Source organism: Nitrosomonas sp., assembly GCF_021731985.1.
Classification (GTDB): Bacteria; Pseudomonadota; Gammaproteobacteria; order Burkholderiales; family Nitrosomonadaceae; genus Nitrosomonas.
In genome coordinates, this window is record NZ_JAKFWH010000082.1 from 1 (window position 1) to 25,784 (window position 25,784).

Here is a 25,784-nt window from a genome sequence, read left to right on the forward strand (position 1 = left end):
TGGCGAATTCCATCAGGGCCCGCAGATAGAAATCCAATCTGCAACAAGGCCGGATATAAGACTGCAGCCGATTTTATTTTTACCAAAACACGAAATATTGCTTGCCAAACCGGGAGGCGTCCATATAAGAAAAAATGACGGATATTATTAGCATTCTGAACAATGAAAGTGACTTTCTTCTTAAGCATGTCTGTACTACTATACCCAAGCATGACCTACAGCTGCCTGGTGCTGATTTCGTCGATCGCGTAATGGCTTTAAGCAATCGAAAGCCGAGTGTGCTGCGCAATCTTCAGGCGCTTTATAATCAAGGACGTTTAGCAGGTACAGGCTATCTGTCACTTTTACCCGTCGATCAAGGCGTTGAGCATTCAGCAGGCGCGTCATTTGCACCCAATCCACTGTTCTTTGATCCCAAGCACATTATTGAACTTGCCATTGAGGGCGGCTGCAATGGGGTCGCTTCCACATTGGGTGTATTGGGTATCGTAGCTCGCCAGTATGCACACAAGATTCCCATGATTCTTAAAATCAATCACAACGAGTTGCTGACTTATCCGAATAAGTTCGACCAAACTCTTTTTGCCAGTGTCAATCAGGCCTTCGATATAGGCGCTTGCGCAATAGGCGCTACAGTTTTTTTTGGTTCGGATGAATCACGCCGACAAATCCAGGAAGTTTCGGCAGCATTCGAACATGCGCATAATTTGGGCATGGTAACCATATTATGGGCTTATACACGTAACAACGCTTTTAAAACTGCCGACAAGGATTATCATGTTAGCGCTGATCTGACCGGTCAGGCTAATCATCTGGCAGTAACTATCGGCGCTGATATCGTCAAACAGAAAATGGCGACCAATAACGGTGGTTATAACGCAATTAAATTTGGCAAGACCCACTCCAAGGTATACAGCGACCTGACGACAGATCATCCGATTGATCTGGTACGTTATCAGGTCGCAAATTGTTACATGGGTAGGATTGGTATGATTAATTCAGGCGGTGAATCAGGTAGTGATGATCTGCACCAGGCGATTCGAACTGCAATCATCAACAAGCGTGCAGGCGGTATGGGTTTAATTTCCGGACGAAAAGCATTCCAGAAACCATTTACCGAAGGTGTCAAACTACTCCATGCAATTCAGGATGTGTACTTATCTAAAGAAGTAACCATTGCCTGAGTTATCATATCTAGACATACTGCACGAATTGAATTTTTGTTGTTCTTATAAATGCATAATGTAGAAGACATGGCACAGTCCCGTCTTTAATAACAACATCAGGTATACAATCGCGAGATTATTTGCCTGATGCTTTTATAGCTTCCAGGTTTGCACGAGCGTCTTCATTACCTTGAGCTGCTGCTTTTTCAAACCATTCAACGGCTTTTTTCTCATCTCTTGCCACCCCTTCCCCAGTAAAGTACATGGCACCTAAATTATTCTGTGCATCCACATGACCTTGTTCTGCAGCTTTCTTAAATAGCTCGGCAGCCTGTGCCATGTCTTGCGGGATACCTTCACCATTTGCATACATAAGTCCCAGATTAAATTGCGCATCTGCGTAACCTTGCTCTGCAGCACGAAAGAACCACCCGGCTGCCACTTCAGGATCATTATCCAATAATTGGCCAGTCGGACTCTTTGAAACCGCTTCACCGGTATAATACATAACACCTAGACCATTCTGAGCAGCAGGATTTCCCGCTTTAGCATCTTCCATTAAAGCTTTAAATTTTTCTTCGGCCGTTTTAACATCGCCTACCCCCGCAGGCAAAATTTGTTCTTTTAGCTCTGCCTTTTCTTCATTGGTCAACCCTTCGCCTATGAACGATGGAATTTCACCCAGCTTGGTTACTTCATTCGTAGGTATTGGTGATGTGCTGATTTCTGATTTATCACTTTTTGATTCTTCACCGCAGCCAGTAAGTAATAAAGCTGTAGCAGCTAGTAATAGAACAGCTAAAAATTTCATTTATAATTTCCTTTATTTCCTTAGTTTAACAATAACAAGCCGGAGCACTATAACAACTTGATTAGAAGTTGTGTATTAATGTTTGCTATTTAGCACCGGACTTCTTTAACAATTCAATGATTTCCCGATAGCGATAACGCTCAGCCAGTATTAGCGGAGTTACTCCATTGCTTGCTTTAACATTAAGATTGGCATTTGCCGCTATCAACGAATGAACTGCCCCCAGATGGCCATTCTGTACAGCCAACATTAATGCTGTCGCGCCATTCTCCAACTGATAATTGACTTCAGCATTCGCTTTGATCAAGACCTGAATAGTCTGCTGATGACCTTCTTGCGCTGCCAGTAAAAGTGCTGTCATTCCATTAGTTCTTTTTGCATTGACATTGGCTTGAGCAGCTAACAATAAAGCGATCACTTTTCTTCTGTCTTTTTCAGCAGCTAATATCAAAGCGGTATCATTTTCTTCCGAAACAGCATTGACATCAGCCCCAGCTGTTAGCAGAACTTCGACAACCTGTTCTCGTCCATCACGAGCAGCCTGCATCAAGGGCGTGTAACCATTCTCTGCTCTTAAATTTACATTTACTCCTGCTTGTAAAAAGCGTTCAACAATCGCGGGATTTCCCTTTTTAACCGCAACCAGAAAAGCAGCATTTAATTCCTCTTGATCGATCTGTTGCGTATCCAGTATCTTTTTAACCGATGAAAAATTACCTTTGTCTGCGGCACCAATCAGCTCAGTATCAAGATTCATCGACCAGACATTGGTAGAAACAAAGATCAATAAACATACGATCCATCTTGTGGTTTTATTTTCTAATAATCCTGTCATGCAAAGTTCCTTCCCATCAACATATCCACACAGAAAATTCTAAAATCATCATTTGTACAACATTTTAAATTAAACTTACCGCATCAGTAACCATCGATTAGAAACAGGATTATACAATGATGCCATTTTTTGATCAGCGCATCATATCAGATGCCTTGGCTCTGCATTCCATAACTATTAGCATGTGTGCTATTCTTGCTCAGTTAATTCATTCATGAAATCTGATGCAAATGCAGAATGTGATTTATATCAGTCGACATTATTGAATTTAACATCTTATCTGGTTCATGTTTATATCCCGAAACAATTCAAAGCATAAATAATATGACCACTGATCATTATGACATCGTTATCATTGGCGGTGGCCCGGTGGGAATGGCTCTGGCACTTGCTCTGCGCGATACCGGTGTTTCAAATTTACTACTCGAAGCACGTGGTTTACCCGAAAAAGACGAAGACCCTCGTCCATTAGCACTATCGCATGGAAGTCGTCTGATATTGCATCGCTTAGGGGTATGGAGCGAACTGGCACAAAATACTCCAATTACTACTATCCATATATCCAACCGCGGCAATTTCGGCCAAACTGTTTTAACACCGGATGATGCAGGTGTTCCAGCATTAGGATATGTAGTGAATTACCATGACCTTTTTTGCTCCATGCACAAGAAATTAACCGGAAAGAAGTCTGACTACATTGCTGGTGCAATTGTCACTCAACTCGATACCAATGCAAATTCAGGCTATGTCTATTTCGATTACCAGGGCAAGCAAGACAAGGTTTCAGCTAAACTACTTGTTCTCGCCGATGGCGGCCAGCTGGCCAAGCAAATACCTGATATCACTTATCAAACATATGATTATCAGCAATGGGCCATTGTTGCAAATGTTCAAGCTGAAAAAAAGCAGACAGGTATAGCTTACGAACGTTTTACAATTGATGGGCCGGTTGCATTGCTTCCAAACGGTGATGATTTCGCTTTAGTGTGGACTGTAAGTCCCGAGGCAGTGAAAGAAATTACCGCGCTGAATGATGCAGATTTTCTGATTCGGTTACATCAGCATTTTGGTAATAGGCTCGGAAAATTCATTAAAACAGGAAAAAGATCTGCATTTCCATTGGCACTCAAATACGCAACACTGGCCACAACTCAAAGAGTTGCACTAATTGGCAATGCGGCCCAAACATTACATCCCGTCGCAGGGCAAGGGTTTAATCTGGGCCTAAGAGATGCCTATGAATTGGCTTGCGAAATTATCAATACACAATGCTCGGCTCTGGAGATTGGCACACCGACTATGTTATCAAGGTACCGTCAAAGTAGACACATTGATAGTAATGCCGGCAGACTATTTACAGATTCATTGATCAAGCTTTTTTCTAATGAAAATAAAATACTCAAACACGCTTGTGGAGCCGGGTTAAGTACATTGAACTGTATCCCGCCCCTCAAAAGATTTGTTGCCCGTCGTATGATATTTGGAGCCAGAGGATAATTTTCAATCATAGCTCCACTATGGGTCTGACAAAAGCTATAATTAGTTCCAACGGAATGTGAAAATTATGTGATCGCTCGCTCCAATTATCCGGATTGCCACTGAGTGTTCAGATGATCGTTACTCAGCAACAATATTTAGATTATCAATAACTACCAGCCTATAGACACCGCTTACATGCAGATTGGCACACACATTTTAAAAAACAAACTGATTGTTGCTCCGATGGCAGGCGTTACCGATCGCCCGTTTAGACAGTTATGCAAAATTATGGGTGCCGGTATGGCTGTCTCTGAGATGGTATCGAGTAATTCATTACTCTGGGGCTCTCAAAAAACACTACGACGAGCGAATCATGAAGGCGAGGTTTCTCCCATCACAGTTCAGATTGCCGGCGCTGATCCCAAAATGCTTGCAGCTGCAGCACGTTACAATGTTGAAAATGGCGCCCAGATTATTGATATTAACATGGGTTGTCCAGCAAAAAAAATATGCAATGTAATGGCCGGATCTGCATTACTACAAGATGAGAAATTAGTGGAAAGAATTCTTGATGCAGTAGTAAAGGCTGTCGATATACCGGTCACACTTAAGATTCGTACCGGCTGGGACAAACAACATAAGAATGCATTAGCCATAGCACATATTGCTGAAAACTCGGGCATTCAAGCACTCGCTATTCATGGCCGCACAAGAGCTTGCGCATATACCGGCACCGCCGAATATGACACGATTGCGGCTGTTAAAGCCGCCGCCAAGATCCCCATCATTGCAAATGGTGATATTACTACTCCCGAAAAAGCAAAACATATTCTTGCCTATACAAAAGCCGATGCAATTATGATAGGTCGTGCCGCACAAGGCAGACCATGGATATTTCGTGAAATAAATCATTATCTTACAACTGACCAATACCTACAACCGCCCGAAGTAGCGGAAATACATCGAGTACTCATTAATCATCTGCATGATTTATATGATTTCTACGGCGAATACTCGGGTGTTCGCATTGCACGTAAACACATATCCTGGTACACCAAGGGACTTGTTGGCTCTGCTGGCTTTCGTCAGTCAATGAATCAATTACAAACCAGTGATCAGCAAATTATAGAAACCAATAAATTTTTCTCACAATTAGCTGAAGAAGGTCAAAGATTGAGTTATATCAAAGAAGGGAGTAGTTAGTTTATGAATGCAATCAAGGAGAATGAAATTGCATCCTGTATTCGCAAAGCGATCGGCGGCTATCTCAATGACCTGGATGGGGAGAAGCCAGGGAATCTATATAGCATGGTAATTCAGAGCGTTGAGAAACCCCTGATTGAAATTGCCATACAACATACCAAAGGCAATCAAACCCAAGCAGCCGAGTTACTTGGAATAAATCGAAATACGCTACGTCAAAAAATGAAGCAATTCCAAATTAAATGACTATTAAATATGCACTCATCAGTGTCTCAGATAAAACCGGGATCATCGATTTAGCAAAAAAACTGATTCAGTACGATATAACTATCCTATCAACAGGTGGTACTGCCAAATTATTATCTGAAGCTGGAATAAGTGTTATTGAGGTCAGCGACTACACTGGTTTTCCAGAAATGCTCGATGGCCGGATCAAAACACTGCACCCAAAAATTCATGCCGGCATACTCGCGCGCGATGATTCATTAGATCACCAAGATGCACTTGATAAAGCATCTATTCCGAATATAGAACTAGTCATCGTCAATCTGTATCCTTTCAGACAAACAATCGCAAAACAAAATTGTAGCCTGGATGATGCTATTGAAAACATTGATATTGGTGGCCCAACCATGGTCCGCGCAGCAGCCAAGAATTACCAAAAAGTAACTGTTATCACGGATCCTCAAGACTATTCATTACTCTGTGAAGAATTAGCAGCGAGTTCTGGATCGATTAGTTTGACTATCCGTTTTATGTTGGCAAAAAAAGCTTTCACGCATACAGCTTCTTATGACAGCGCTATCAGTAACTATTTAACTGCATTGGATACCGGCTATCTTCATAAGGATTTTCCAGATTCCCTTAATCTGAATTTTAAACTTGCACAGCATTTACGTTATGGAGAAAATCCGCATCAGAGAGCTGCCTTCTATCGTGATGAATCCATAACCCCAGGTAGCTTAGCGAATTATCAGCAGTTGCAGGGCAAAGAATTATCCTACAATAACATCGCTGATACCGATGCAGCGTGGGAATGTGTCAAAACTTTTGACAGCCCGGCCTGTGTGATTGTTAAACACGCTAACCCTTGTGGCGTAGCCATTGCTGAAACAACGCTTCGCGCCTACCAGCTTGCATTTGCAACCGATCCAACTTCTGCTTTTGGCGGCATCATTGCATTTAACCGAACCATCGATACAGACACTGCTGAAGCTGTTCTAAAACAGTTTGTCGAAGTCATTATTGCACCGGAAATAACGCAGGAAGCCCAACGGCTTCTATTGCAAAAAAATAACATCCGCGTATTGATTCTGCCATTACAAAATGGGCATCATCACTATGATTTAAAACGAATCGGCGGTGGTATTCTTGTACAAACACCCGACATTCTGAATATTACAGTTGCAGATCTTAAAATAGTCACCAAAGTAATACCCGCACCGGCACAATTGGACGACTTACTTTTCGCATGGCGCGTTGCAAAATTTGTCAAATCTAACGCCATTGTATTTTGCAGCAATGGCCAAACCGTAGGCATCGGTGCTGGTCAAATGAGCCGTGTTGATAGTGCACGCATCGCTTCTATAAAAGCACAGCAAGCGGGCCTCACACTTACTGGATCTGTGGTCGCATCGGATGCATTTTTCCCTTTCCGGGATGGTTTAGATGTTGTGGTGCAAGCTGGTGCAACAGCAATAATTCAGCCCGGTGGCAGTATCCGTGATAACGAAGTGATTGCTGCTGCCGATGAACAAGGTGTTTCAATGGTATTCACCGGAATTCGCCATTTCAGACATTAGAGAATCTCAAAATTTCATGAAATTACTGGTTATTGGCGGCGGCGGCAGAGAGCATGCATTAGCATGGAAACTGAGCTTATCGCCCCGAGTCCATAAAGTATTTGTGGCGCCGGGTAATGCGGGTACTGCTTTAGAGCGCGGGCTTGAAAATATTTCGATCACATCTATTCCTGAATTAATTGAATTCGCAAAGCAAGAACAAATTGCAATAACGGTAGTAGGCCCAGAAACCTCACTGGCTGAAGGTATCGTTGATGCGTTCCAAGCTGCTGGTCTGAAAATATTTGGCCCTGTCCAGCAAGCCGCTCAACTCGAAACTTCAAAGATCTTCGCCAAGGAATTCATGCAACGGCACCATATTCCGACAGCCAACTATGCAAGATTTCAAGATCCTGTGCTGGCACATGAGTATATCGATCAAAAATCCACACCTCTGGTAATTAAAGCCGATGGACTCGCAGCAGGGAAAGGTGTTGTGGTTGCTCAAACCAATGAACAAGCACATTCTGCTATCAATGCCATACTGGTCGAAAAGAATTTTGGCAGCGCAGGTTATGAAATTATTATTGAGGAATTCCTGCGCGGCACAGAAGTAAGTTTTATTGTCATGACAGATGGATGTCATATTCTGCCTTTGGCTACTAGCCAGGATCATAAACGCCTATTTGATGGAGACCTGGGTCCCAATACTGGCGGAATGGGCGCATATTCGCCAACCCCTTTTATATCACCCAGCCTGCATGCGCAAATCATGCGTAATATCATCTATCCCGTTATCAATGGATTAAAAGAGGAAGGCATTAACTATACCGGTTTTCTGTATGCCGGATTAATGATTACTGCGGAAGATCAAGCAAAAGTATTGGAATTTAATTGCCGGCTAGGAGACCCAGAAACTCAACCCATCATGCTGCGCTTAAAAAGCGAACTTCTGACATTAATAACGCATGCTGTGAATGGAACATTGGATAAAGTTGATGCGGAATGGGACCGGCGTGCTGCGCTGGGTGTTGTGATGGCGGCGCATGGTTATCCGGAGGATCCGAGAAAGAATGACGTGATCCAAGGTTTACAGGATCTTATCATTGACCAAGAAAACACCGACAGTTTTCATATTTTTCATGCCGGAACGCGCATGGGAGGGAATGATGAAAAGGAAATTATGACGGCAGGAGGTCGTGTTGTATGCGTAACCGCATTAGGTGAAAACGTTAGAATCGCGCAGCAGAATGCCTATAAACTCATTGAAAAAATTCACTTTGATGACTATCAGATTCGTCACGATATTGGATATCAAGGCATAAACTATCAGCGAAAAAAATAACTTAAGAAAGAAATTGGTATGTCTAAATATAATTAAACAAGGATAACCCGGAAATTTTAATATAGGACTGCTGTGCGGCTTGAAGATACAGCTGTTGTCTTTGGAAATCTGATGTTGCTTTTGCGAAATCAACATCTTGTAATTGTGATAGTAATTGCTTAAATTGAATATCTTGATCACTACCGACACTTTCCAAGGTATCGATTTCATTCATCCGGGCCCCAATAGAGGACTGTTTTGTAAGCACATGCTCTAAGCTATTGTTAATACTTTGTAGTGCTGTACTTAAACTATTCGCAAGTCGAGTACCCCCAGGCTGCCCACTGGATGGCGTTTCAAGTGCTGTAATTAGATCGCTTACGGTTTTGAAAATACTTTGATTGCTACTGGGAGAAACTGTAAATTTATCCCCGTTCGCCGGATTACCTTTAATACTCACCTGTATTCCATCAAAACTGATTGTACTGTTACCTACGTAGGGATTAGCTGAAGAAACTGGTAATCCTGTTGTTGTGTTGACAATATCATAAGTCGTCACACCAGCAGCAACATTGAAATTTATATCGTAATTAGCCCCGGTTAGGCTCGCTGGAGTAATCACCGATCCACCATCAATTACACCTGTCCCTAAGTTTAGGGAATTTGCTGCGGTTGCGAAAACACCGTTACCATTCTTTATACGTTCAAAAATATCCGTGCCCGAGTCACTGATAGCAAGTTGGCGTGCCGGCCCTACTTGATTCAATCTTTGCCCTTGATCTCCCGAATATTGCACATTTAATCCGGTTTGAACAAAAGGTTTTGTACTTGCTTGATAACCTGAAAATAAAAATTGTCCATTCTCATCCGTTGTATTGGCCAGGCCAACTAATGAATCCAATTTACTGCGCAATTCCGTTGCCAGAATCTTTCTATCAGCATCTGTCAGTGTCGAATTTCCGCCATAGACTGTTGTGCCATGAACATCTTGAAGAAGCGAAGTGACTTGCTTTAATATATTTTCTTCCAATCCCAACGAAGAATTTGCGCTGGCGCGATTTACTGCATATTGCTTATTCAGTGATTCTGATTGTGTAATATTTAATGCTTGTGCTGCAGCAATAGGGTCATCTGAAGGAGCTAGGATGCGTCTACCGGTGGAAAGTTGCTGTTGCGTTTTAACTAACGCTTCCTGCTGTTGCAGCATTAAATTAGTTCCGGTTTCATAAATTGTATTTGTACTAACACGCATAATATTGCCCCTACCCTAAATATATATTTAACCAATACGAAGAATTGAGTCAAATAGTGTATTACTCATTTCAATGACCTTGCTTGAAGCCTGATAAGCTTGCTGGAAGCGCATTAAATTAGCAGCTTCTTCATCCAGATTAACACCCGATACCGATTGCATGGTATTTTCGGTTTGCTTCAGTAAAGTAGCTTGCGCTTTACTGGTTACTTCCAACTCTCGAGTTTTATTACCAACTTGGCTAACGAGCTGTCCGTAGGCAGACTGGTATGACGCTGTGCCATTTGCCAAAGTATTTTTGGTTTGCAGCACACCCATCAACAATGCATTTCGATTATCAGCCGACCCATTATGGTTAGGCGCAATTGTGAAGATATCGCCTGCGGCAGGACTACCACTAATTTGGAAAGTATAGCCATTAAAACTAATATCAGATCCTGCGGCATATGCTTGGTTAGTTGCCGGCAATCCAGTACCAATGCCAGCCACATCATATTGGCCATCATACGGCGTATGAAATGTTATCGTTAACGGTTGCTGAAGATTTGAGTTTAGTGGCAATGGATTGACAGTTCCAGCACTGATTTTTCCTGTCCCGGTATTTGTTAATGCTGCATCGGTACGATTTGGCCCAGCCGCAGCAATTTTTGTTGTGTCGGAAATATTTACCGCCAAATCCTTTGCGCCATTTATGGTTGGTTGAATCCGGAATCTCTCATTAGTAAGAATAGTTGCTCCGGTGACAGATATACCATCCAGCGTTAGCGGCGAAGCTCCTGTTGGCGCAACTGCGGTACTTACCGAGGTATTATCAGATGATCTAGTCAGAATATAATTTGTTCCGTCATAAGAGAACTGATAATCGCTTGTTGTTAAAGCACTATAATCACTTATACCTGCAGTAATGCTCGATGCAGGATTATTGCTCAATGCTGAAATTACTTTGGGTGAGGGTAGCGTAAAGAAATCATCCCCCATATCACCATTAAGATCCATACCTGACTGATGTTGCGCATTGAGAGTTTGAGCTAACGTAATAGCAATTCTGCCTAATGCATTCTGTGCACTATCCAGTGTAACACTACGAAATGACAGAACGCCGTTTAACATTCCCCCTGTAATCTGATTTTCTGGAAGCTGAACTGTATTATTTCCAATAACTAATCCAATTGTTAAATTATCCGGACTATCTGGTGATACGATTGCTTTAAATGAGAGGGTTTGAGTTCCAACTACCAGCGCTTGTCCGCTACCCACATATACATTTACTGAGCCATCACTTTGTCGCACCGTATCGGTATTTACTAATTTATTTAATTGACTAATCAATTCATCTCGCTGATCTTGCATATCATTGGCAGGCTGCCCGCCAGCCGCACCTTCCGCCAATAAGATCTGATGATTGATATCTGCTATTTGACTTGCTAAAGAATTTATATCAGCTACTGTGCTGGTAATTTGAGTATTCGCGTCTTCTCTGATTTGTGCCATACGCTGATCCATACTTTGGAAACGCGCCACAAGGGCTTCACCATTACTTATCATAGCCTGGCGTGATGGGATTACTGATGGATTTGTTGCCACATCTTGTACAGCACTAAAAAAATTCTGGATTGCTGGAGAGAGTCCAGAAGAAGAATCACCAAGCATATTATCTAATTGTTTTATCTGCGAGAAATAACTATCCATCGCTTGGCTTTGTGTCTGAATCTGTAATGATTGACTCACAACGAATTGATTGTATATGCGCTGAACTGTCGTTGAGTGAACACCACGTCCAACAAATCCAGCCCCGGAAGATTGCGGTATATTGGTACTCAGCACAACCTGCTGACGCTTATAACCAGGTGTATCCGCATTGCTGATATTATGGCTGGTCGTTAACAACTGGCTTTGCGCGGTTAATAAGCCTGTAATGCCAATGTCAAGAATACTATTTCCCATAATTAATATCCAATTCTAAATATCTAAAAACATATAAGAGTTGTATCGGTAAAATGATAAAAGAATTAACAAAACTTTTATTCATCAAATAAATTCGCGATTCTGCAATGTTTCACTATTAAGTATTCGAATCAACTTCTCGGCATACAATGGATCAGTTGCATATCCCGCACGTTGCAAACCATTTGCAAATGAAGCAGCATCAGTGGACTTCAATACTTTTGCATAGCGCGGGTTATCTAATAGCAAATTGGCATAGTCACTAAATCCCTCTGCATAAGAGCTATAAGCACGGAATTTCTCAACCATTTTCTGAGGTGAACCGTTGACGTATTCGGTAGTTACTTTTTCCACAACATCCCCTTTCCAGTTTGTGCCGGCTTTGATCCCGAACAGGTTGTAGCTTGGACTATCATCTGCATGGCGAATCTCATGTCTACCCCAGCCGCTCTCCAGCGCAGCTTGTGCTAGCATGAAATGCGGTGGAATGCCAGTTGACTGTGAAGCTATCTTTGCATGCGACAAAAGTTTTTCGATAAAATCCGTTGAATGATTGGATGATTTTTTTAGTTGTGCCTCTAGCGGGATTGGTACGTGAAATACGTCAGCAGATGAATTCACTTTCCCAGTTGGCATCGCTGCATTCGATGAATTCAGCGCACTCGGCCATAACTGTTCCGATTTATCATTGGGATGACCATCTTTAACCACAGCCCGTTGATTACTGGAATTAATCGCTGACATAATAGCATCGGTATTACTTATTGAAGTTTTTGATTCAATTGCATTATTAGCGCGAGTCAATTGCTGCACCATTATGTCGGCAATACCAATTCCTTTGGTAGATAAGTGTTGTGATAATTGCTGATCATACATCTGCGTAAAGAACTGGGTTTGTTGACTATCAAACAGCCCATCTTTCGGCGTTGCCTCACGCATACTTTTTAGCAACATATTCATAAACAATGCTTCAAACTGTTGCGCTGCTTTTTGCAATGCTTCATCTGGATTCTGCTTGGCCATTAAATGCAGATCATCAATGCTCTTGGCATCAACTGCGAGCTTACTAGAAATATCCGGTGAGATAACCATATGTTTTAATCCAGTAATTAAATAATTTCCAGCTCAGCACGCAAAGCGCCCGCTGCTTTTAGCGCCTGTAATATGGACACCAGATCTTGTGTTGTCGCACCAATCGCTGTTAGAGCCTTAACAACTTCCCCAAGATCCGCGCCACTCGGCAGTAGCATTAAATTCCCCTCGTCAGTACGTATTTCAACTTGGGATCTTTGTGCTACCACTGTTTCACCACGTTGTGCAAATGGTCCTGGTTGACTGATTACAGGCTCTGTATTGATAATAATGGATAAATTACCATGTGCAATTGCACTCGTTTCAAGAGTTACTCCTTGATTCATCACTACCGAGCCGGTACGTGAATTTACAATAACTTTTGCAGGCGCTTTTGCAGGTGTTATGTCCAGACTTTCAATCTGAGAAATAAACATAATGCGCTGACTATTATCAGTGGGCGCTCTTATCTGCACCATTCGGCCATCAATAGCAGATGCAGTTGAAGGGTGAAGCCCATTGATGGCCTCAACAATACGATTAACCGTCGTAAAATCCGTAGAATTCAGCTCCAGGTTAATAAAATCACCTTGCCCAACTGTTGTCGATATCTCGCGCTCTACAATAGCTCCGCCAGAAATACGTCCGGCACTAAGATGATTAATCTGCACACTACTGCCTGCATTCCCGGCCCCAACACCGCCGACCAGAATGCTTCCCTGTGCCATTGCATAAACCTGATTGTCAGCTCCCTTAAGGGGCGTCATCAGGAGAGTTCCGCCACGTAGACTTTTCGCATTTCCCATAGAAGATACGGTGATATCAATTTGCTGACCCGGTTTCGCAAACGCGGGTAACGTCGCTGTCACCATCACAGCGGCAACATTCCGTAATTGCAAATTGGTACCAGGCGGCAAGTTAACACCCAATTGGCCGAGCATATTGATGATACTTTGCACGGTAAATGGCGTCTGAGTTGTCATATCACCACTACCATCCAAACCCACAACTAAACCATACCCAATCAATTGATTGTTGCGCACCCCTTGAATCGATGCTAGATCCTTGATGCGATCGGCTGCACTAATTCCCGGCACTAATAAACCTATCGCAAGAAAAAGATGAATAATTATGTTTCTTATTTTCATAATCTTATGTATTTATTTCAAGGATAAGCATGTTTTAAGTATCGGATAATCTAGAAAGGTGTAACCGACAGAAAGAATCGTGATAACCACCCCATTGTTTGTGCTTCATCCAAATAGCCATTGGCTCGATATTCAACACGCGCGTCCGCAATTTGCGTTGAAGAAACCGTATTCGCCATGATGTGAATTGGATTAACAACTCCGGACAATCTGACAAACTCTTGCCCCTGGTTAATACCGATTTGTTTTTCGCCACTGACAACAAGATTCCCGTTCGGTAATGCTTCTATGACGGTCACCGTAATCGTGCCTTTAAAATCATTTTTACTTGAACTTTCACCACTGCCATCAAACTTGTTGTTAGATTTTGCTTCGACTGTTGCGTGTTTCGATAAAAGGCTTAAAGGAATCCCTAAAAGGCTTGGCACCGAAAAATCCATACTACCTGACCGATCAACATTACTTCCTGAACTCTTGCTGGCATTTGTTCTTTCGTTCAAATTAACGATAAGGGTATCGCCGACACTGCGCGCCCTTCGATCTTCAAATAACGGGGTATAACGAACACCGCCTGTTGTGCTATGAATAGACTGAAAGATAGCTCCATTGGGATGCGTCGCTACTGCTGCATGTTTTGGCGAACGAAAGGTATTGGGCTGATGGGTGCTTGTTGATGGTATCATCGCACAACCTGGTACAAGCAGAACAAAAATCAGTGTATACAGATACAAGAATTGATTTTTTATTTTCAGATTGTTATTACCCATCACATTACTCCAGATAACCCATTCAATTATAATTGCGCCAATTTCTGCAACATTTGATCTGAAGTTTCAATAGATTTGGAATTCATCTCATACGCACGCTGGGTTTGAATCATGCTAACCAATTCTTCCACGACATTCACATTCGATGTTTCAACAAAATTCTGTTCCAATAGCCCTAACCCATTGGTTCCAGGAGCATTCTGATTGGGTGTTCCGCTCGATGCAGATTCCATGTACAGGTTCTCACCCATCTTCTGCAGCCCTGCCGGATTAATAAAGCCGGCTAACTGGAGGTTGCCAACTTGAATTGGCGCAACAGAACCAGGTACTGTTGCTGATACCGTACCGTCACGCGCTATTGTGATACCGAGCGCATTCGGTGGCACGGTAATTGCTGGCTGAACCGCATATCCACTGGATGTTACCAGTTGGCCATTGATATCGGATTGAAATGCCCCATCACGCGTATAGGCTGTTGTACCGTCAGGTAATAAAACCTGAAAAAAACCTATCCCGCGTATTGCAACATCTCGCTGATTTCCCGTCTGTTGAAGCCCCCCTTGGGTAAAAATACTTTCTGTCGCGACCGGTTTGACGCCTGTACCTATCTGTAAACCTGAAGGCAATTGAGTTTGCTGAGAAGATTGCGCCCCGGGTTGGCGCACTGTTTGATACAGCAAATCCTCAAAAACTGCGCGAGCACGTTTAAATCCATTCGTACTCACATTCGCCAAATTATTTGCAATGACATCCATTTTGGTTTGTTGCGCATCAAGACCAGTTTTAGCAATCCACAAGGAACGAACCATAATCATTACCCTCTTAAATTTATTTTTATGTTTATTTTTAAACTCTAACAACCATTATTTGACTGGCCTGTTGTGCATTTTTTTGCGCGTTCTCAAGCATTTTCATTTGCATATCAAATTGACGGGCGAGCGCTATCATGCTCACCATCTCATGCACAACATTCACATTACTACTTTCCAATGTTCCTTCCACAAGCCTGACTTTGGCATCGACTTGTGCAACCCCGCCATCTTTAAGGCGGAATAAGCCATCACTCCCCCTGACAAGATTTTCTTCCGGTGGATTGACCAGCTTAATTCGGCCCACTAAAGCTACAGTATTAGGTTGAGGATTAATCGGCACAGATGATACGGTTCCGTCAACACCGACTGTGATTCGAGTTTCCGGGGGAATCGTGATGGTACCTGTGTCGCCTTTGACTTTAAGTCCATTATGCGTCAGCAAAAGACCATTGGGGCTGACTTGCAAGTTGCCATTGCGTGTATAGGCTTCTTCACCACTATCCAATTGCACTGCGATCCATCCAGAACCTTTAATTGCAACATCCAGATCACGACCAGTTGTTTGCAATGAGCCAGGTGTAAAATCTGCATGAATTGTAGAATCAACTACAAAAGCACGTGTCGGCAATCCGTCGCCGAATATCGGCACAGCGCGAAATGCGTTGTTCTCAGCCCGGTAGCCTGTTGTTGCAGCATTAGCAAGGTTTTGAGCAACCGTAGCTTGTTGATTCAGCGTATGGTTTGCTCCAGTCATCGATGTATAGATCAGTCGATCCATGAGTTTTTACTCAGTTATAGTGAGAAAATTAAAGATTAACCAATGTTTGCAAAACAGCATCCTGAGTTTCAATTGATTTGGCATTCGCTTGATACATACGCTGCGCAGTAATCATTTTCACCAATTCACTCGTCAAATCCACATTAGCATCTTCGACCGCAGAGGCTTGAAGTGCGCCAAGTGTCCCCGTTTTTGGGGGACCCACCAAGGGTTGACCTGAGCTGGGTGTTTCTATCCAACGTCCATTACCAACAGGATTTAAACCTTGTGGGTTGACAAAATTAGCCAAAACAATTTGTCCCAGCGATCTCGTTTGCCCATTACTATAACTTCCTTGAATTAAGCCATCAGGGGATGTTGTAAAACCAGCCAGCCGACCAGAGGTGTATCCATCCTGGGAAATTGCATTCACGCCAAACTTAGATCCAAATTGTGTGGCTGTCGTCAAATCCAAAGAAAAAACTAAGGGGGAAGCTGCGCTAAGGCTCGCATCAATGGTTGCCAGATCGACTGACACATTAAAAGGTGCAATAGGTGCAGTCAATGCGCCATTATCATCAAAAACCAATGCTTTTGAGGCAGCGCCGTCCAGAGTAACACCAATAGGTACACCCGTCGCTGATGCCTCGCCATCGACGGTTGCATAGGCATTCCATGTACCCGCTGTAGCTGTTTTCTCAAAAAAAATAGAGAAAAGATGTGCATTACCCAAGCTATCGATAATCGTTCCGGATGTTGTACTTGTATAGCTTTTTGGATTATTCGCATCAAAAGGAGTCACTGTAGGTACAGTCTCACCCGAATTCAGATTCATACCCATTGTGAAAGTTGATGTGACTTGAGGCGGAATATCAGTGGTATTTAATTTCAAATTGGCCGGTTGACTGGCAACGATTTCTCCATTGGCATCTGCTAAGTATCCAGTAAGATTCGCCGCATTGGAATCGGTAAGAAACCCGTTGCCATCAAGACGGAACTGCCCATTTCGGCTATAACTGACCACTCCTCCTTCACTCATACGAAAGAACCCCTGCCCGTTTATTGCTATGTCTAATGGATTATTGGTCGGTGAAATATTTCCTTGGTTAAAGATTTGCGCAACAGCTGATACTCTTGAGCCAATACCTACCTGAGTCTTAGAAGAACCAGCACCATCCAATGAACTTGCAAATATGTCGGTAAATTGGGCTTGGGATTGTTTATACCCAGGGGTATTTGCATTGGAAATATTATTTCCAATGACATCCAGATTTGTCGATGCAGCACTTAGACCACTTAAACCTTGCTGAAAACTCATAATGATCTCCTAATCAAAATACCTGTTTAATGTCAGATAAACTGACCAAACCCAATTTGCCCATATCAAGCAGTGTGCCCTGTTCTCCGTGGGAAATGCTATTTACCGAACCTAATGAAAGCGTCTTGACTTCAATATCATTTTCACCTTGTTTTGCACTCACAGCAAAGGTGTAATCTCCGATAGCAGCTTTGGCGCCACTATCTGTCATGCCATCCCACCCAATTGTGCTAATACCTGTTGGTTTTGCACCGAGATCGATATTGCGAATGGGAATTCCGGAGCTATCCAATATCGTTACTTTGAGTTGATCGACCGGTTGAGCCAATTCAATACCGGCAATGGCTGCATCTTTCTCAAGATGTATAGATTTTCCTGGAACAAAAGCATCATGTCCTATCATTGCCGTTGCTTCAATTGATTGGCTATCTTCATAATCGGAAGACAAAAGTTGCAGTGTTGTATTCAGTTTATCTATGCCAGTTACCGTACTAATTTGCGCTAATTGACTGGTAACCTCCGCATTATCAAGCGGCTTAAGCGGATCTTGATTTTTCATTTGTGTAACCAGAAGTTTTAAAAAGCGATCCTGTGGATCCTCGGCTTTTTTAGCAGTAATTCCTGTCGTTGTGACCGATGGAATTGCTTGAGAGCTGGTTTGTTGGACTGAATTCATCTTGTTCTCCTTTATTGACCAATGGTTAGAGTCTTTTGTAATAGTGATTTGGTGGTATTCATCATATCGACACTATTCTGATACGAACGCGATGCCGACATCATATTGACCATTTCATCGACAACATTGACATTAGGCATCGTCACATACCCTTTTTTATCTGCTAACGGATGTTGAGGCTGGAACGACTGTTTCATTGGAGATTGATCGTGAACGACCCCAGCAACTTTAACGCCGCTTGCGCCATTCGCAGCCGCCTGTAATGTACTGAAAATCACTTGGCGTCCCCGATAGGGTTCGCCGGTTGAGCTAGTTACACTGTCAGCATTTGAAAGATTACTAGCCACCACATTCAAGCGTTGGGATTGTGCTGACATGGCTGAGCTTGAAATATCGAATACGTTAAATAATGACATGATTATCTCTCCTGCATCGCCATTGTTAAGTTTCTAAACTCATTCGTAATGAATGTTATGCTCGCATCGTACTTAATGGCATTGTCCGCAAACCGGGTACGTTCCATATCCATATCTACTGTGTTTCCATCTGCACTGGGTTGTAAAGGAACACGATATAATATGTTGTCCCCAAAAGCTCCTTGTGCAGCGGAATTAATATGCATCGGGGATGTCGTATTTAAACTTACTTTATTCAGGTTTGTAGTCAATGAAAGCTTTTCATGTAGTACACTGGCGAAATCAATATCTTTCGCTTTAAAATTAGGTGTATCTGCATTAGCGACATTACCAGAAAGTAACTCTTGTCTGGCAGCGCGTAAACTTAAAGCTTGATGATGAAAATTTAATTCTTTATCAAGTTTGTTAATCATTTTCTATATACCTTAATTTAAATAGTTTTCTATTCACTTCACTTATTAGCACTTAGCATGCCAACTATAATAAATGTTCATGCGGCTAGACCAACTCACAAAAAAGGCTTGAAATAGACGCTATCTTCGAACGTGACTTTTATTACAGTTGTTTAAGATATCTGTGAGGCGGCAATAATTGCCGAGAACGGCAAAAATGAATGGTTAAAAATAAATCTATGATACGTTGCTTAGTGCTAATTCTTTGTCTGCCAATGATTGCTTCTTCTATTCCGGCATTTGCATCACAGCACAAAACTATTGCACAGCATCAAGATATTGCTTTGATTAAAAGAGCAATCGAGAGTTTTTTATACAACAATACAACCACGCTATCCGGGCAAGTTATTGTGAATGTGGGTCAGATTGACAGGCATCTTGCTTTACCGCAGTGTCCGCATCTAGAACCTTTTGTTCCAACCGGCGGGCGTTTATGGGGAAAAACTTCTATCGGGGTTCGCTGTGATAGCCAAGTTGCAAAATGGACCATCTATGTACAAACTGAAATAATTGTAATGACTGATGTGTTACATATCGCACGCCCCATTACTGCTGGCCAGACACTCGCCTATGAGGATATCGCACCACAAAATGTTAATTTGGCACAAATGCCGGAAGGCATATTCACGGATGCCGCACAAGTAATCGGCAAAGTGGCCACCACCAACCTGACTGCCGGGCAACCATTACGTCCACAAATGCTGCGAGCACCCTACGTAGTCATACGTGGTCAAACAGTAAATCTGGTCGTTCAAGGGCGTGGATTCAGTATCCGATCGGAAGGTCAGGCGCTAGCAGATGCGGCGGAGGGGCAAGTTGTTCAGGTTCGCAATAAATCAGGACGAATCATGAGCGGATTGGCGCGCATCAATTCAATTGTTGAAATACAGCCATAACGTATTAACCCAAAACGTTTCCGTTAATATTAGTTGAGCGCTATTTGCTCTCACTTACGTAAACAAGTGATCTTAACCCTCGATCAGACTTATAATTCAATACTCAAAAAACAAGTAATTTTTACACTGTGACTAAAATAGACCCTATCATTGAAATAAAAAGAATTTTGGCTGATGTACTAGGATTGGAGGAACGGTTCAACACGATGGGGTTAGACACCCTATTACTTGGAAGTATTCCTGAGCTTGATTCCGTCGCAGTCGTTACGATTATCCTGGCTTTAGAAAAGAATTTTTCTATCTCGATTAAAGATGACGAGATTAGTGCGAAAACGTTTGATACGCTCGGTGCTTTAGTTAATTTTGTAGAACAAAAATTAGCCGATAAAAATAAACTATCCGATTAAGATCACCCATCAATCAATACTTGAACGATACAGATTGTATTTTGATTTGAATACTGCATAATTGCTGCATCTAATTCAGAATAAACTGGAACAAAGCATTGAAATTACATCCTGCAAGTTTTGCTCATCAATATATTTTCACCGGCTATGGGGACGGATATATATTGATTAATCAGATTCGTTACGAAAAGAACCTGATCGTTATGTCCGACCGCTTGATCGAAGACTGGCCGGTAATATCAGTTTCACAGCTGGAAGTTCAGCATTTTGAAATGCTGATACCCTATAAGCCAGAGATTATCATTCTTGGCACAGGCATTACGCATAAATTTCCTAGTCAGTCCGTTCTAAGCCAGTTAACCAAAATGGGAACTGGAATCGAAGTGATGGATACAAAAGCCTGCTGCCGTACCTATAATATTCTGGTTGAAGAAGGACGGCGTGTTGCTGCAGCGTTGCTGATCTAGTTTCTATCTATATAAAAGAAACCCAGGATTTATATTGCCGTATTGTTTAAACTAACCGGATCAGTCGCAAATAATGCAATAAATCTTTTCATTAAATCACGAGTTTTAAAAAAAGAAATGGCCATGACAATTATGATTGTGATAAATTCATGGTTGGAAAGTCAGGTATAGTAGAATTGGCTTCCTTCATAATATTAATATAGGAGTTAAAAATGAACAAATTTCTTATCGCTGCAATCGGTTTAGTCTTTTTACTGGGTTCTTCTGCCACTATGGCCAGCGGAAACAAAGAATCCGCACTGCCTCCAATGGCCGCACAGGATATTTTGAATCAAATGGCATGTGACGGTAAAAAAGCCGGCGATAAAATCAAAGATCGTGTTGACGGTGAAATGGTTACTTGCCCAGCTAAGATTAAACAACCTAATTTTGGCAAATAATAATTACAAGCAAGTCGATTGATAGGTCAAGTGAGATAGGTCAAGGTTATTTCCTTCTTCCGCTCAAAGTCGGTTTCAATGAATTGAGTAGTAGAAGTAAATATTTCGAGGCTATCGGCTTGGCCTATTATTCTGCAGTGAGCCCATATCAATCTAAAAAATAGGTTTAAAGTGTGGATTATAAATACAAAAGAATGGAACACCTGCTCCTATTTTTTTGAACAATCAACTTAATGACGCTTTAGCCTCCAGAATGTTAAAAATCTTTCACAGTATTATCTTCCTCGCTCCAGCATAGCAATTCATTTTTTGAATCGTACGACTATAAATTGTGCAGCATCGCCGCAACCAATAACAAGAAGACAAATTCTATATTATTATCAATAGATTGTTTATTGTTTCCTGATATTCTATCTTAGAAAGACTCTTTAACATTATGCAAATAAAGAACTAATTCCAAGTTTAGATAGCAATGCTCGCAAAAATGTGGCAAACTATCCAGCAAATAATATTCAGGTATGAAATCTATTCCTTTTGAATTATTTTTAATTTAAAAAATTAAATACCGGCAAGTTAAGATTATTTATTCGTAATACTAAAAATAATCGTTCATAGATTAAATACTCTCTTAACTGACACTTTCCTCGCTCATAACGAAAATATTTAAGTAGATTAAAAATGATTTACAATTTCGGTCAATTGGAGAGAAGAAAGAATGAAACAAGTATTTTTTTTATTTTGCGCCATATTTTTTTATACCAGTAACACCCTAGCACAGAAAAACAACCTAGATATTAAGTCGCAAGCTGCGCTGGTTTTTAATGCTCAAAATGCGCATGTCATCTATGATAAGAATGCAGATAAGGTAATGCCTATTGCTTCTATCACTAAATTAATGACCGCCATGGTCACACTTGATGCACGCTTGTCCCCGAATGAGAAAATCACGATCACGAATGCTGATGTCGACAAGTTGAAACACTCATCTTCGCGATTGCCTGTAGGCAGTAGTTATCCTCGCAATGAATTATTACGCTTAGCACTAATGTCCTCCGAGAATCGCGCTGCAGCAGCGCTGGCCCGCACCTATCCCGGTGGCACCAAAGCATTCGTCGATGCCATGAATCAAAAGGCAAAGAAAATTGGAATGGCCAACAGTCGTTTTGTCGACTCTACCGGCTTGAATAGTAACAATGTAGCGACAGCACGTGACTTGGCGAAGTTAGTCTCAAGCTCAAATAGCTATTCCGCTATCCGTGAATTTTCAACGACATCACAGCATTCCGTATCACCCGGCAATAAACGTGCTCAATTACAGTATGTCAATTCCAATAGCTTGGTACGCAACCAAGGATGGGATATCGGTGTTTCTAAAACTGGCTATCTCAGTGATGCGGGCCGCTGTTTGGTGATGCAAGCCAAAATTTCAGGGCAACCCGTTGTGATTGTTCTGCTGAACTCCTGGGGCAAAAATACCCGTATTGGCGATGCCAACCGCGTAAAAAAATGGATAGAGAGCAACCAGGGCCGCAGGCAAGTATAAGAATGCCAGATTCTACGTCAGGTTATAAACTTCACTGTACTTACGCTTAAGATAATCAACGAAATAATCCGGATTCAAAGCCTCACCGGTAACACGCTGAACAAGTTCTTGTGGCGAGTACAATCTGCCCTGACGGTGGATCTTCTCATTGAGCCAGTTCTTAATCGGCGCAAAATTACCTTTAGCAATATTTCGCTCAGTATCGGGTTGTTCGCGCAATAGCGTTTGGTAAAACTGACACGCATACATCGCACCCAGTGTATACGAAGGAAAATACCCAAACGCTCCCCCGCTCCAGTGTGAATCCTGCAATACGCCGAGCGCATCGGTAGGCGGCTGAATTCCCAGATACTTCTGCATCAATTCATTCCAGATGTGTGGCAAATCATCAACTTGCATCGAACCATCAAACAGCCCTTTCTCGATTTCATAGCGCAAAATAATATGCAACGGATAAGTTACCTCATCCGCCTCTACCCGGATAAAATCCGGCTTACACGTATTAATCGCGCAATAAAAAGAATCGACGGTAGCAGATTTCAGGTTATCCGGGAATGCCGCGCGGATCGTCTCGAAATAGTGCTGGCAAAATGGTTTACTCTGCGCAATCATGCGCTCCCAGAATAACGACTGGGATTCATGGATTCCCATCGTCAGTGATTCCGCAGCCGGCAAATCGCCCAATTCATGCGGGCGCCCTTGCTCGTAGAGTGCATGACCGGTTTCATGAATTACCGCATACAGCGATTCGACAAAATTACTGTCTTTGTAGCGCGTCGTGATGCGCACATCGGTCGGATGACTGCCGCCGCAAAAAGGGTGCACCGACACATCCATACGCCCCTGCTCGAAATTAAAACCGATATCCTGGCTGATTTTACGCGCCAAAGCTTCCTGCTTATCCAGCGCAAACCTGCCTTGCAGAAAAGCAGTATCCGGTTGATAAGAATGCGCCTGAATGGCATGAATCAGCGGGATCAATTCCTGCTTCAGGCGCTCGAATACCGGCGTGATCCTATCCATCGTCGTGCCGCGCTCAAACAGATCAATGTTTGCATCGTAGGGCTTCAATTCCGGCGACACACACTGCGCCCATTCTTGCTTAAGTTCCAGAAAACGTTTCAACACCGGCGCAAAATCAGAAAATTTATTCTCCTGCCGCGCCATCACCCAAATACCCTGCCCGCGCGAGCTTAACTCCGCCAGCTCCTGCACCAGCCGCTTCGATACTTTGGTCTCTAACTGATAACTATGCAGCGCTTCACGAATATTGCAGCGCTCCAGCTCACCCAAAGCATCAAAATCCTTTTCCTTGAGCTCGTTCAGGCACTCTCCCAGCGCGGGATCGGTCATGCGTTCATGAATAACGCCAGCCAGCGCCGCAATCTGCTTGGCACGCGCCTCACCGGCGCCCGGCGGCATCATCACTTCCTGATCCCACCCCAACGTACTCATCACGCCGCTTAAATGCGTGATTTCTTCCAATTTCTGGACTAAATTTTGATACTGCTGATTCATAATCATCCCATTATTTATTCGAAACATAAGCCCTGCTCACACTCCGCCTGATTCCAGGGGATAGCGCTAAAATCACAAGCCCAGTATCATACCAACTTTAACACCAACCATTCACACTGCCATGCTCTGGATAAAATCGCTACACATCATTTTCATGGTCACCTGGTTCGCGGGGCTATTCTACCTGCCGCGTCTGTTTGTCTATCATGCCCAATGCGACGATCAACCCGGCAAGGACCGCTTCAAAATCATGGAGCGCAAACTCTATTACGGCATCATGACCCCCGGCGCCGTGCTGACCGTGGTGTTCGGCGTGTGGCTGTGGCTGGGTTACGGTTTTTCTGGAAGCTGGCTACATGCCAAACTGGCTTTGGTTTTGATATTGATTTACTACCATTATTACTGCGGAAAATATGTGAAAGCATTTAAAAATGATGCCAACCAGCATGGCCATGTGTTTTACCGCTGGTTTAATGAATTTCCGGTGCTGGTTTTGTTTGCGGTTGTGATATTGGTGGTAGTTAAACCGGATTTGGTTGCGCTGATTTCTGAGCTTTAAGATTCCTCACATGCGTTCGGAATGACAGCTTTATCATTTCGACCGGTGGGAGAAATCTACTACTGATTGTTAACTGTCTTGCGTAATAGAAACCTCAATCTTGCAACCAAGCACCGAAGCAAATCTCTCTAAAGTCGATAGTTTGATATCTTCGGCATGATTTTCGATTCTCGATATCGCTGATTTCTTGGTATTGAGTTTCTCCGCAATCTGTTCCTGTGTCAGCCCAGAAGCTTCTCGGGCTTGCCGAAGCAACACGCCAATTTTAAAAGCTTGATACCCCTCTTCATAATTTTCATTAAATGCAGCATCAACAGCTTTCCGGTTGCTGACATATTTTTTTAAATCACTCATGATCTGGTTTTCCTTTTGAGATAATCCTTCTTTCTTGTTTCTGCAATTTGAATTTCCTTTTTAGGTGTTTTTTGCGTTTTCTTTTGAAAAGCATGATTAAGAATCACCACCCGATCACCTTCCAAGAAGCCCAATAACCGAAATGCATTATTCCCAATCTGAACACGAACTTCCCATAAATCATCAGTATTTATCAATTTCTTAAAATACTGAGTAGGAATCTTTTCCAGATCCTCAATCAATTGCAACACCCAGGTAACTTTCTGTGCTTGTTCTCCGGTTAAGGAATCCAAGAAATCTTCAACTGAACAAACGCCCGATTCCGATCGATAAAAATGAATCGTTTTCATTTTTGAATGTTAACATGCAAGTCAACTTGCAACAATTC

Annotated in this window: 28 protein-coding genes; 12 read left to right on the plus strand and 16 right to left on the minus strand. The window is 42.5% G+C overall.

Annotated elements, in window-relative coordinates; genetic code table 11:
• Window positions 1-134 precede the first annotated feature (134 nt).
• Window positions 135-1,184 carry a class I fructose-bisphosphate aldolase gene (locus tag QZ942_RS12170; protein ID WP_292995953.1) on the plus strand — a complete coding sequence of 350 codons (1,050 nt, stop codon included), beginning with the start codon at window positions 135-137 and terminating at the stop codon, window positions 1,182-1,184.
• A gap of 118 nt (window positions 1,185-1,302) precedes the next feature.
• On the opposite strand, the gene QZ942_RS12175 is transcribed toward QZ942_RS12170, so the two are convergent.
• Together QZ942_RS12175 and QZ942_RS12180 are read right to left on the minus strand one after the other, a co-directional pair.
• Entirely contained in the window at window positions 1,303-1,977 is a 675-nt protein-coding gene (locus QZ942_RS12175) for a tetratricopeptide repeat protein (protein ID WP_292995955.1), read from the minus strand.
• Window positions 1,978-2,062: 85 nt separating this feature from the next.
• Window positions 2,063-2,812 (minus strand): ankyrin repeat domain-containing protein, encoded by a 750-nt coding sequence (locus tag QZ942_RS12180; RefSeq protein WP_292995957.1) that lies wholly within the window; start codon window positions 2,810-2,812, stop codon window positions 2,063-2,065.
• Between the two features lie 324 nt (window positions 2,813-3,136).
• Here QZ942_RS12180 and QZ942_RS12185 point away from each other — a divergent pair, with 324 nt between their 5' ends.
• The 5 genes from QZ942_RS12185 to purD all read left to right on the plus strand — a co-directional run bounded on the left by QZ942_RS12185 (window position 3,137) and on the right by purD (window position 8,620).
• On the plus strand, window positions 3,137-4,309 hold the full coding sequence (locus QZ942_RS12185; RefSeq protein WP_292995959.1) for an FAD-dependent monooxygenase: 1,173 nt from the start codon (window positions 3,137-3,139) through the stop codon (window positions 4,307-4,309).
• Window positions 4,310-4,486: 177 nt separating this feature from the next.
• Window positions 4,487-5,494, plus strand: a complete 1,008-nt coding sequence (gene dusB, locus QZ942_RS12190) for a tRNA dihydrouridine synthase DusB (RefSeq protein WP_292995961.1) — start codon at window positions 4,487-4,489, stop codon at window positions 5,492-5,494.
• A gap of 3 nt (window positions 5,495-5,497) precedes the next feature.
• Entirely contained in the window at window positions 5,498-5,740 is a 243-nt protein-coding gene (locus QZ942_RS12195) for a helix-turn-helix domain-containing protein (RefSeq protein ID WP_292995963.1), read from the plus strand.
• Window positions 5,737-7,296 (plus strand): bifunctional phosphoribosylaminoimidazolecarboxamide formyltransferase/IMP cyclohydrolase, encoded by a 1,560-nt coding sequence (gene purH, locus QZ942_RS12200; protein WP_292995965.1) that lies wholly within the window; start codon window positions 5,737-5,739, stop codon window positions 7,294-7,296. Before QZ942_RS12195 ends, purH begins: the two co-directional genes overlap by 4 nt.
• A 16-nt stretch (window positions 7,297-7,312) precedes the next feature.
• Complete coding sequence (purD, locus tag QZ942_RS12205; RefSeq protein WP_292995967.1) at window positions 7,313-8,620, plus strand: phosphoribosylamine--glycine ligase; 1,308 nt, start codon at window positions 7,313-7,315, stop codon at window positions 8,618-8,620.
• A 22-nt stretch (window positions 8,621-8,642) separates the two neighbouring features.
• On the opposite strand, the gene flgL is transcribed toward purD, so the two are convergent.
• The 11 genes from flgL to flgB form a co-directional block, all read right to left on the minus strand.
• A complete protein-coding gene (flgL, locus tag QZ942_RS12210) occupies window positions 8,643-9,851 on the minus strand; it encodes a flagellar hook-associated protein FlgL (RefSeq protein ID WP_292995969.1) in 1,209 nt (402 codons plus the stop codon).
• A gap of 27 nt (window positions 9,852-9,878) precedes the next feature.
• Window positions 9,879-11,795 (minus strand): flagellar hook-associated protein FlgK, encoded by a 1,917-nt coding sequence (gene flgK / locus QZ942_RS12215; protein WP_292995971.1) that lies wholly within the window; start codon window positions 11,793-11,795, stop codon window positions 9,879-9,881.
• 84 nt (window positions 11,796-11,879) lie between these two features.
• Window positions 11,880-12,887, minus strand: a complete 1,008-nt coding sequence (gene flgJ, locus QZ942_RS12220; RefSeq protein ID WP_292995973.1) for a flagellar assembly peptidoglycan hydrolase FlgJ — start codon at window positions 12,885-12,887, stop codon at window positions 11,880-11,882.
• 17 nt (window positions 12,888-12,904) lie between these two features.
• Window positions 12,905-14,014 carry a flagellar basal body P-ring protein FlgI gene (locus QZ942_RS12225; RefSeq protein ID WP_292995975.1) on the minus strand — a complete coding sequence of 370 codons (1,110 nt, stop codon included), beginning with the start codon at window positions 14,012-14,014 and terminating at the stop codon, window positions 12,905-12,907.
• Window positions 14,015-14,064: 50 nt separating this feature from the next.
• On the minus strand, window positions 14,065-14,781 hold the full coding sequence (locus tag QZ942_RS12230) for a flagellar basal body L-ring protein FlgH (protein ID WP_292995977.1): 717 nt from the start codon (window positions 14,779-14,781) through the stop codon (window positions 14,065-14,067).
• A 26-nt stretch (window positions 14,782-14,807) separates the two neighbouring features.
• The gene (flgG, locus tag QZ942_RS12235) at window positions 14,808-15,590 is read right to left on the minus strand and encodes a flagellar basal-body rod protein FlgG (RefSeq protein WP_292995979.1); all 783 of its coding nucleotides are present in this window, start codon (window positions 15,588-15,590) and stop codon (window positions 14,808-14,810) included.
• A gap of 37 nt (window positions 15,591-15,627) precedes the next feature.
• Window positions 15,628-16,371: a flagellar basal-body rod protein FlgF gene (flgF, locus tag QZ942_RS12240; RefSeq protein WP_292995981.1), complete on the minus strand. Its 744-nt coding sequence runs from the start codon at window positions 16,369-16,371 to the stop codon at window positions 15,628-15,630.
• Between the two features lie 28 nt (window positions 16,372-16,399).
• On the minus strand, window positions 16,400-17,668 hold the full coding sequence (gene flgE / locus QZ942_RS12245) for a flagellar hook protein FlgE (RefSeq protein ID WP_292995983.1): 1,269 nt from the start codon (window positions 17,666-17,668) through the stop codon (window positions 16,400-16,402).
• Between the two features lie 13 nt (window positions 17,669-17,681).
• Window positions 17,682-18,344 carry a flagellar hook assembly protein FlgD gene (locus QZ942_RS12250; protein WP_292995985.1) on the minus strand — a complete coding sequence of 221 codons (663 nt, stop codon included), beginning with the start codon at window positions 18,342-18,344 and terminating at the stop codon, window positions 17,682-17,684.
• Window positions 18,345-18,355: 11 nt separating this feature from the next.
• Window positions 18,356-18,760: a flagellar basal body rod protein FlgC gene (gene flgC, locus QZ942_RS12255; RefSeq protein ID WP_292995987.1), complete on the minus strand. Its 405-nt coding sequence runs from the start codon at window positions 18,758-18,760 to the stop codon at window positions 18,356-18,358.
• 2 nt (window positions 18,761-18,762) lie between these two features.
• Window positions 18,763-19,173, minus strand: coding sequence for a flagellar basal body rod protein FlgB (flgB, locus tag QZ942_RS12260; protein ID WP_292995989.1), 411 nt, complete (start codon window positions 19,171-19,173; stop codon window positions 18,763-18,765).
• Between the two features lie 218 nt (window positions 19,174-19,391).
• Between flgB and flgA the strand changes: the two genes are divergently transcribed.
• From flgA to pbpG, 5 genes are all read left to right on the plus strand, one after another.
• Window positions 19,392-20,108, plus strand: a complete 717-nt coding sequence (gene flgA, locus QZ942_RS12265) for a flagellar basal body P-ring formation chaperone FlgA (protein WP_292995991.1) — start codon at window positions 19,392-19,394, stop codon at window positions 20,106-20,108.
• A 128-nt stretch (window positions 20,109-20,236) separates the two neighbouring features.
• Window positions 20,237-20,515, plus strand: coding sequence for an acyl carrier protein (locus QZ942_RS12270; protein WP_292995993.1), 279 nt, complete (start codon window positions 20,237-20,239; stop codon window positions 20,513-20,515).
• A 98-nt stretch (window positions 20,516-20,613) separates the two neighbouring features.
• On the plus strand, window positions 20,614-20,982 hold the full coding sequence (locus tag QZ942_RS12275; protein ID WP_292995995.1) for an Mth938-like domain-containing protein: 369 nt from the start codon (window positions 20,614-20,616) through the stop codon (window positions 20,980-20,982).
• Window positions 20,983-21,194: 212 nt separating this feature from the next.
• Window positions 21,195-21,422 carry a hypothetical protein gene (locus QZ942_RS12280; protein WP_292995997.1) on the plus strand — a complete coding sequence of 76 codons (228 nt, stop codon included), beginning with the start codon at window positions 21,195-21,197 and terminating at the stop codon, window positions 21,420-21,422.
• A 715-nt stretch (window positions 21,423-22,137) separates the two neighbouring features.
• Window positions 22,138-22,965: a D-alanyl-D-alanine endopeptidase gene (pbpG, locus tag QZ942_RS12285; protein ID WP_292995999.1), complete on the plus strand. Its 828-nt coding sequence runs from the start codon at window positions 22,138-22,140 to the stop codon at window positions 22,963-22,965.
• 12 nt (window positions 22,966-22,977) lie between these two features.
• On the opposite strand, the gene QZ942_RS12290 is transcribed toward pbpG, so the two are convergent.
• Complete coding sequence (locus QZ942_RS12290; RefSeq protein ID WP_292996001.1) at window positions 22,978-24,483, minus strand: carboxypeptidase M32; 1,506 nt, start codon at window positions 24,481-24,483, stop codon at window positions 22,978-22,980.
• 121 nt (window positions 24,484-24,604) lie between these two features.
• Here QZ942_RS12290 and hemJ point away from each other — a divergent pair, with 121 nt between their 5' ends.
• Entirely contained in the window at window positions 24,605-25,042 is a 438-nt protein-coding gene (gene hemJ / locus QZ942_RS12295; protein WP_292996003.1) for a protoporphyrinogen oxidase HemJ, read from the plus strand.
• A 69-nt stretch (window positions 25,043-25,111) separates the two neighbouring features.
• On the opposite strand, the gene QZ942_RS12300 is transcribed toward hemJ, so the two are convergent.
• Together QZ942_RS12300 and QZ942_RS12305 are read right to left on the minus strand one after the other, a co-directional pair.
• The gene (locus QZ942_RS12300) at window positions 25,112-25,396 is read right to left on the minus strand and encodes a helix-turn-helix transcriptional regulator (protein WP_292996005.1); all 285 of its coding nucleotides are present in this window, start codon (window positions 25,394-25,396) and stop codon (window positions 25,112-25,114) included.
• Window positions 25,393-25,746, minus strand: a complete 354-nt coding sequence (locus QZ942_RS12305; protein ID WP_292996007.1) for a type II toxin-antitoxin system RelE/ParE family toxin — start codon at window positions 25,744-25,746, stop codon at window positions 25,393-25,395. The genes QZ942_RS12300 and QZ942_RS12305 overlap by 4 nt, the downstream gene beginning before the upstream one ends.
• Window positions 25,747-25,784 lie beyond the last annotated feature (38 nt).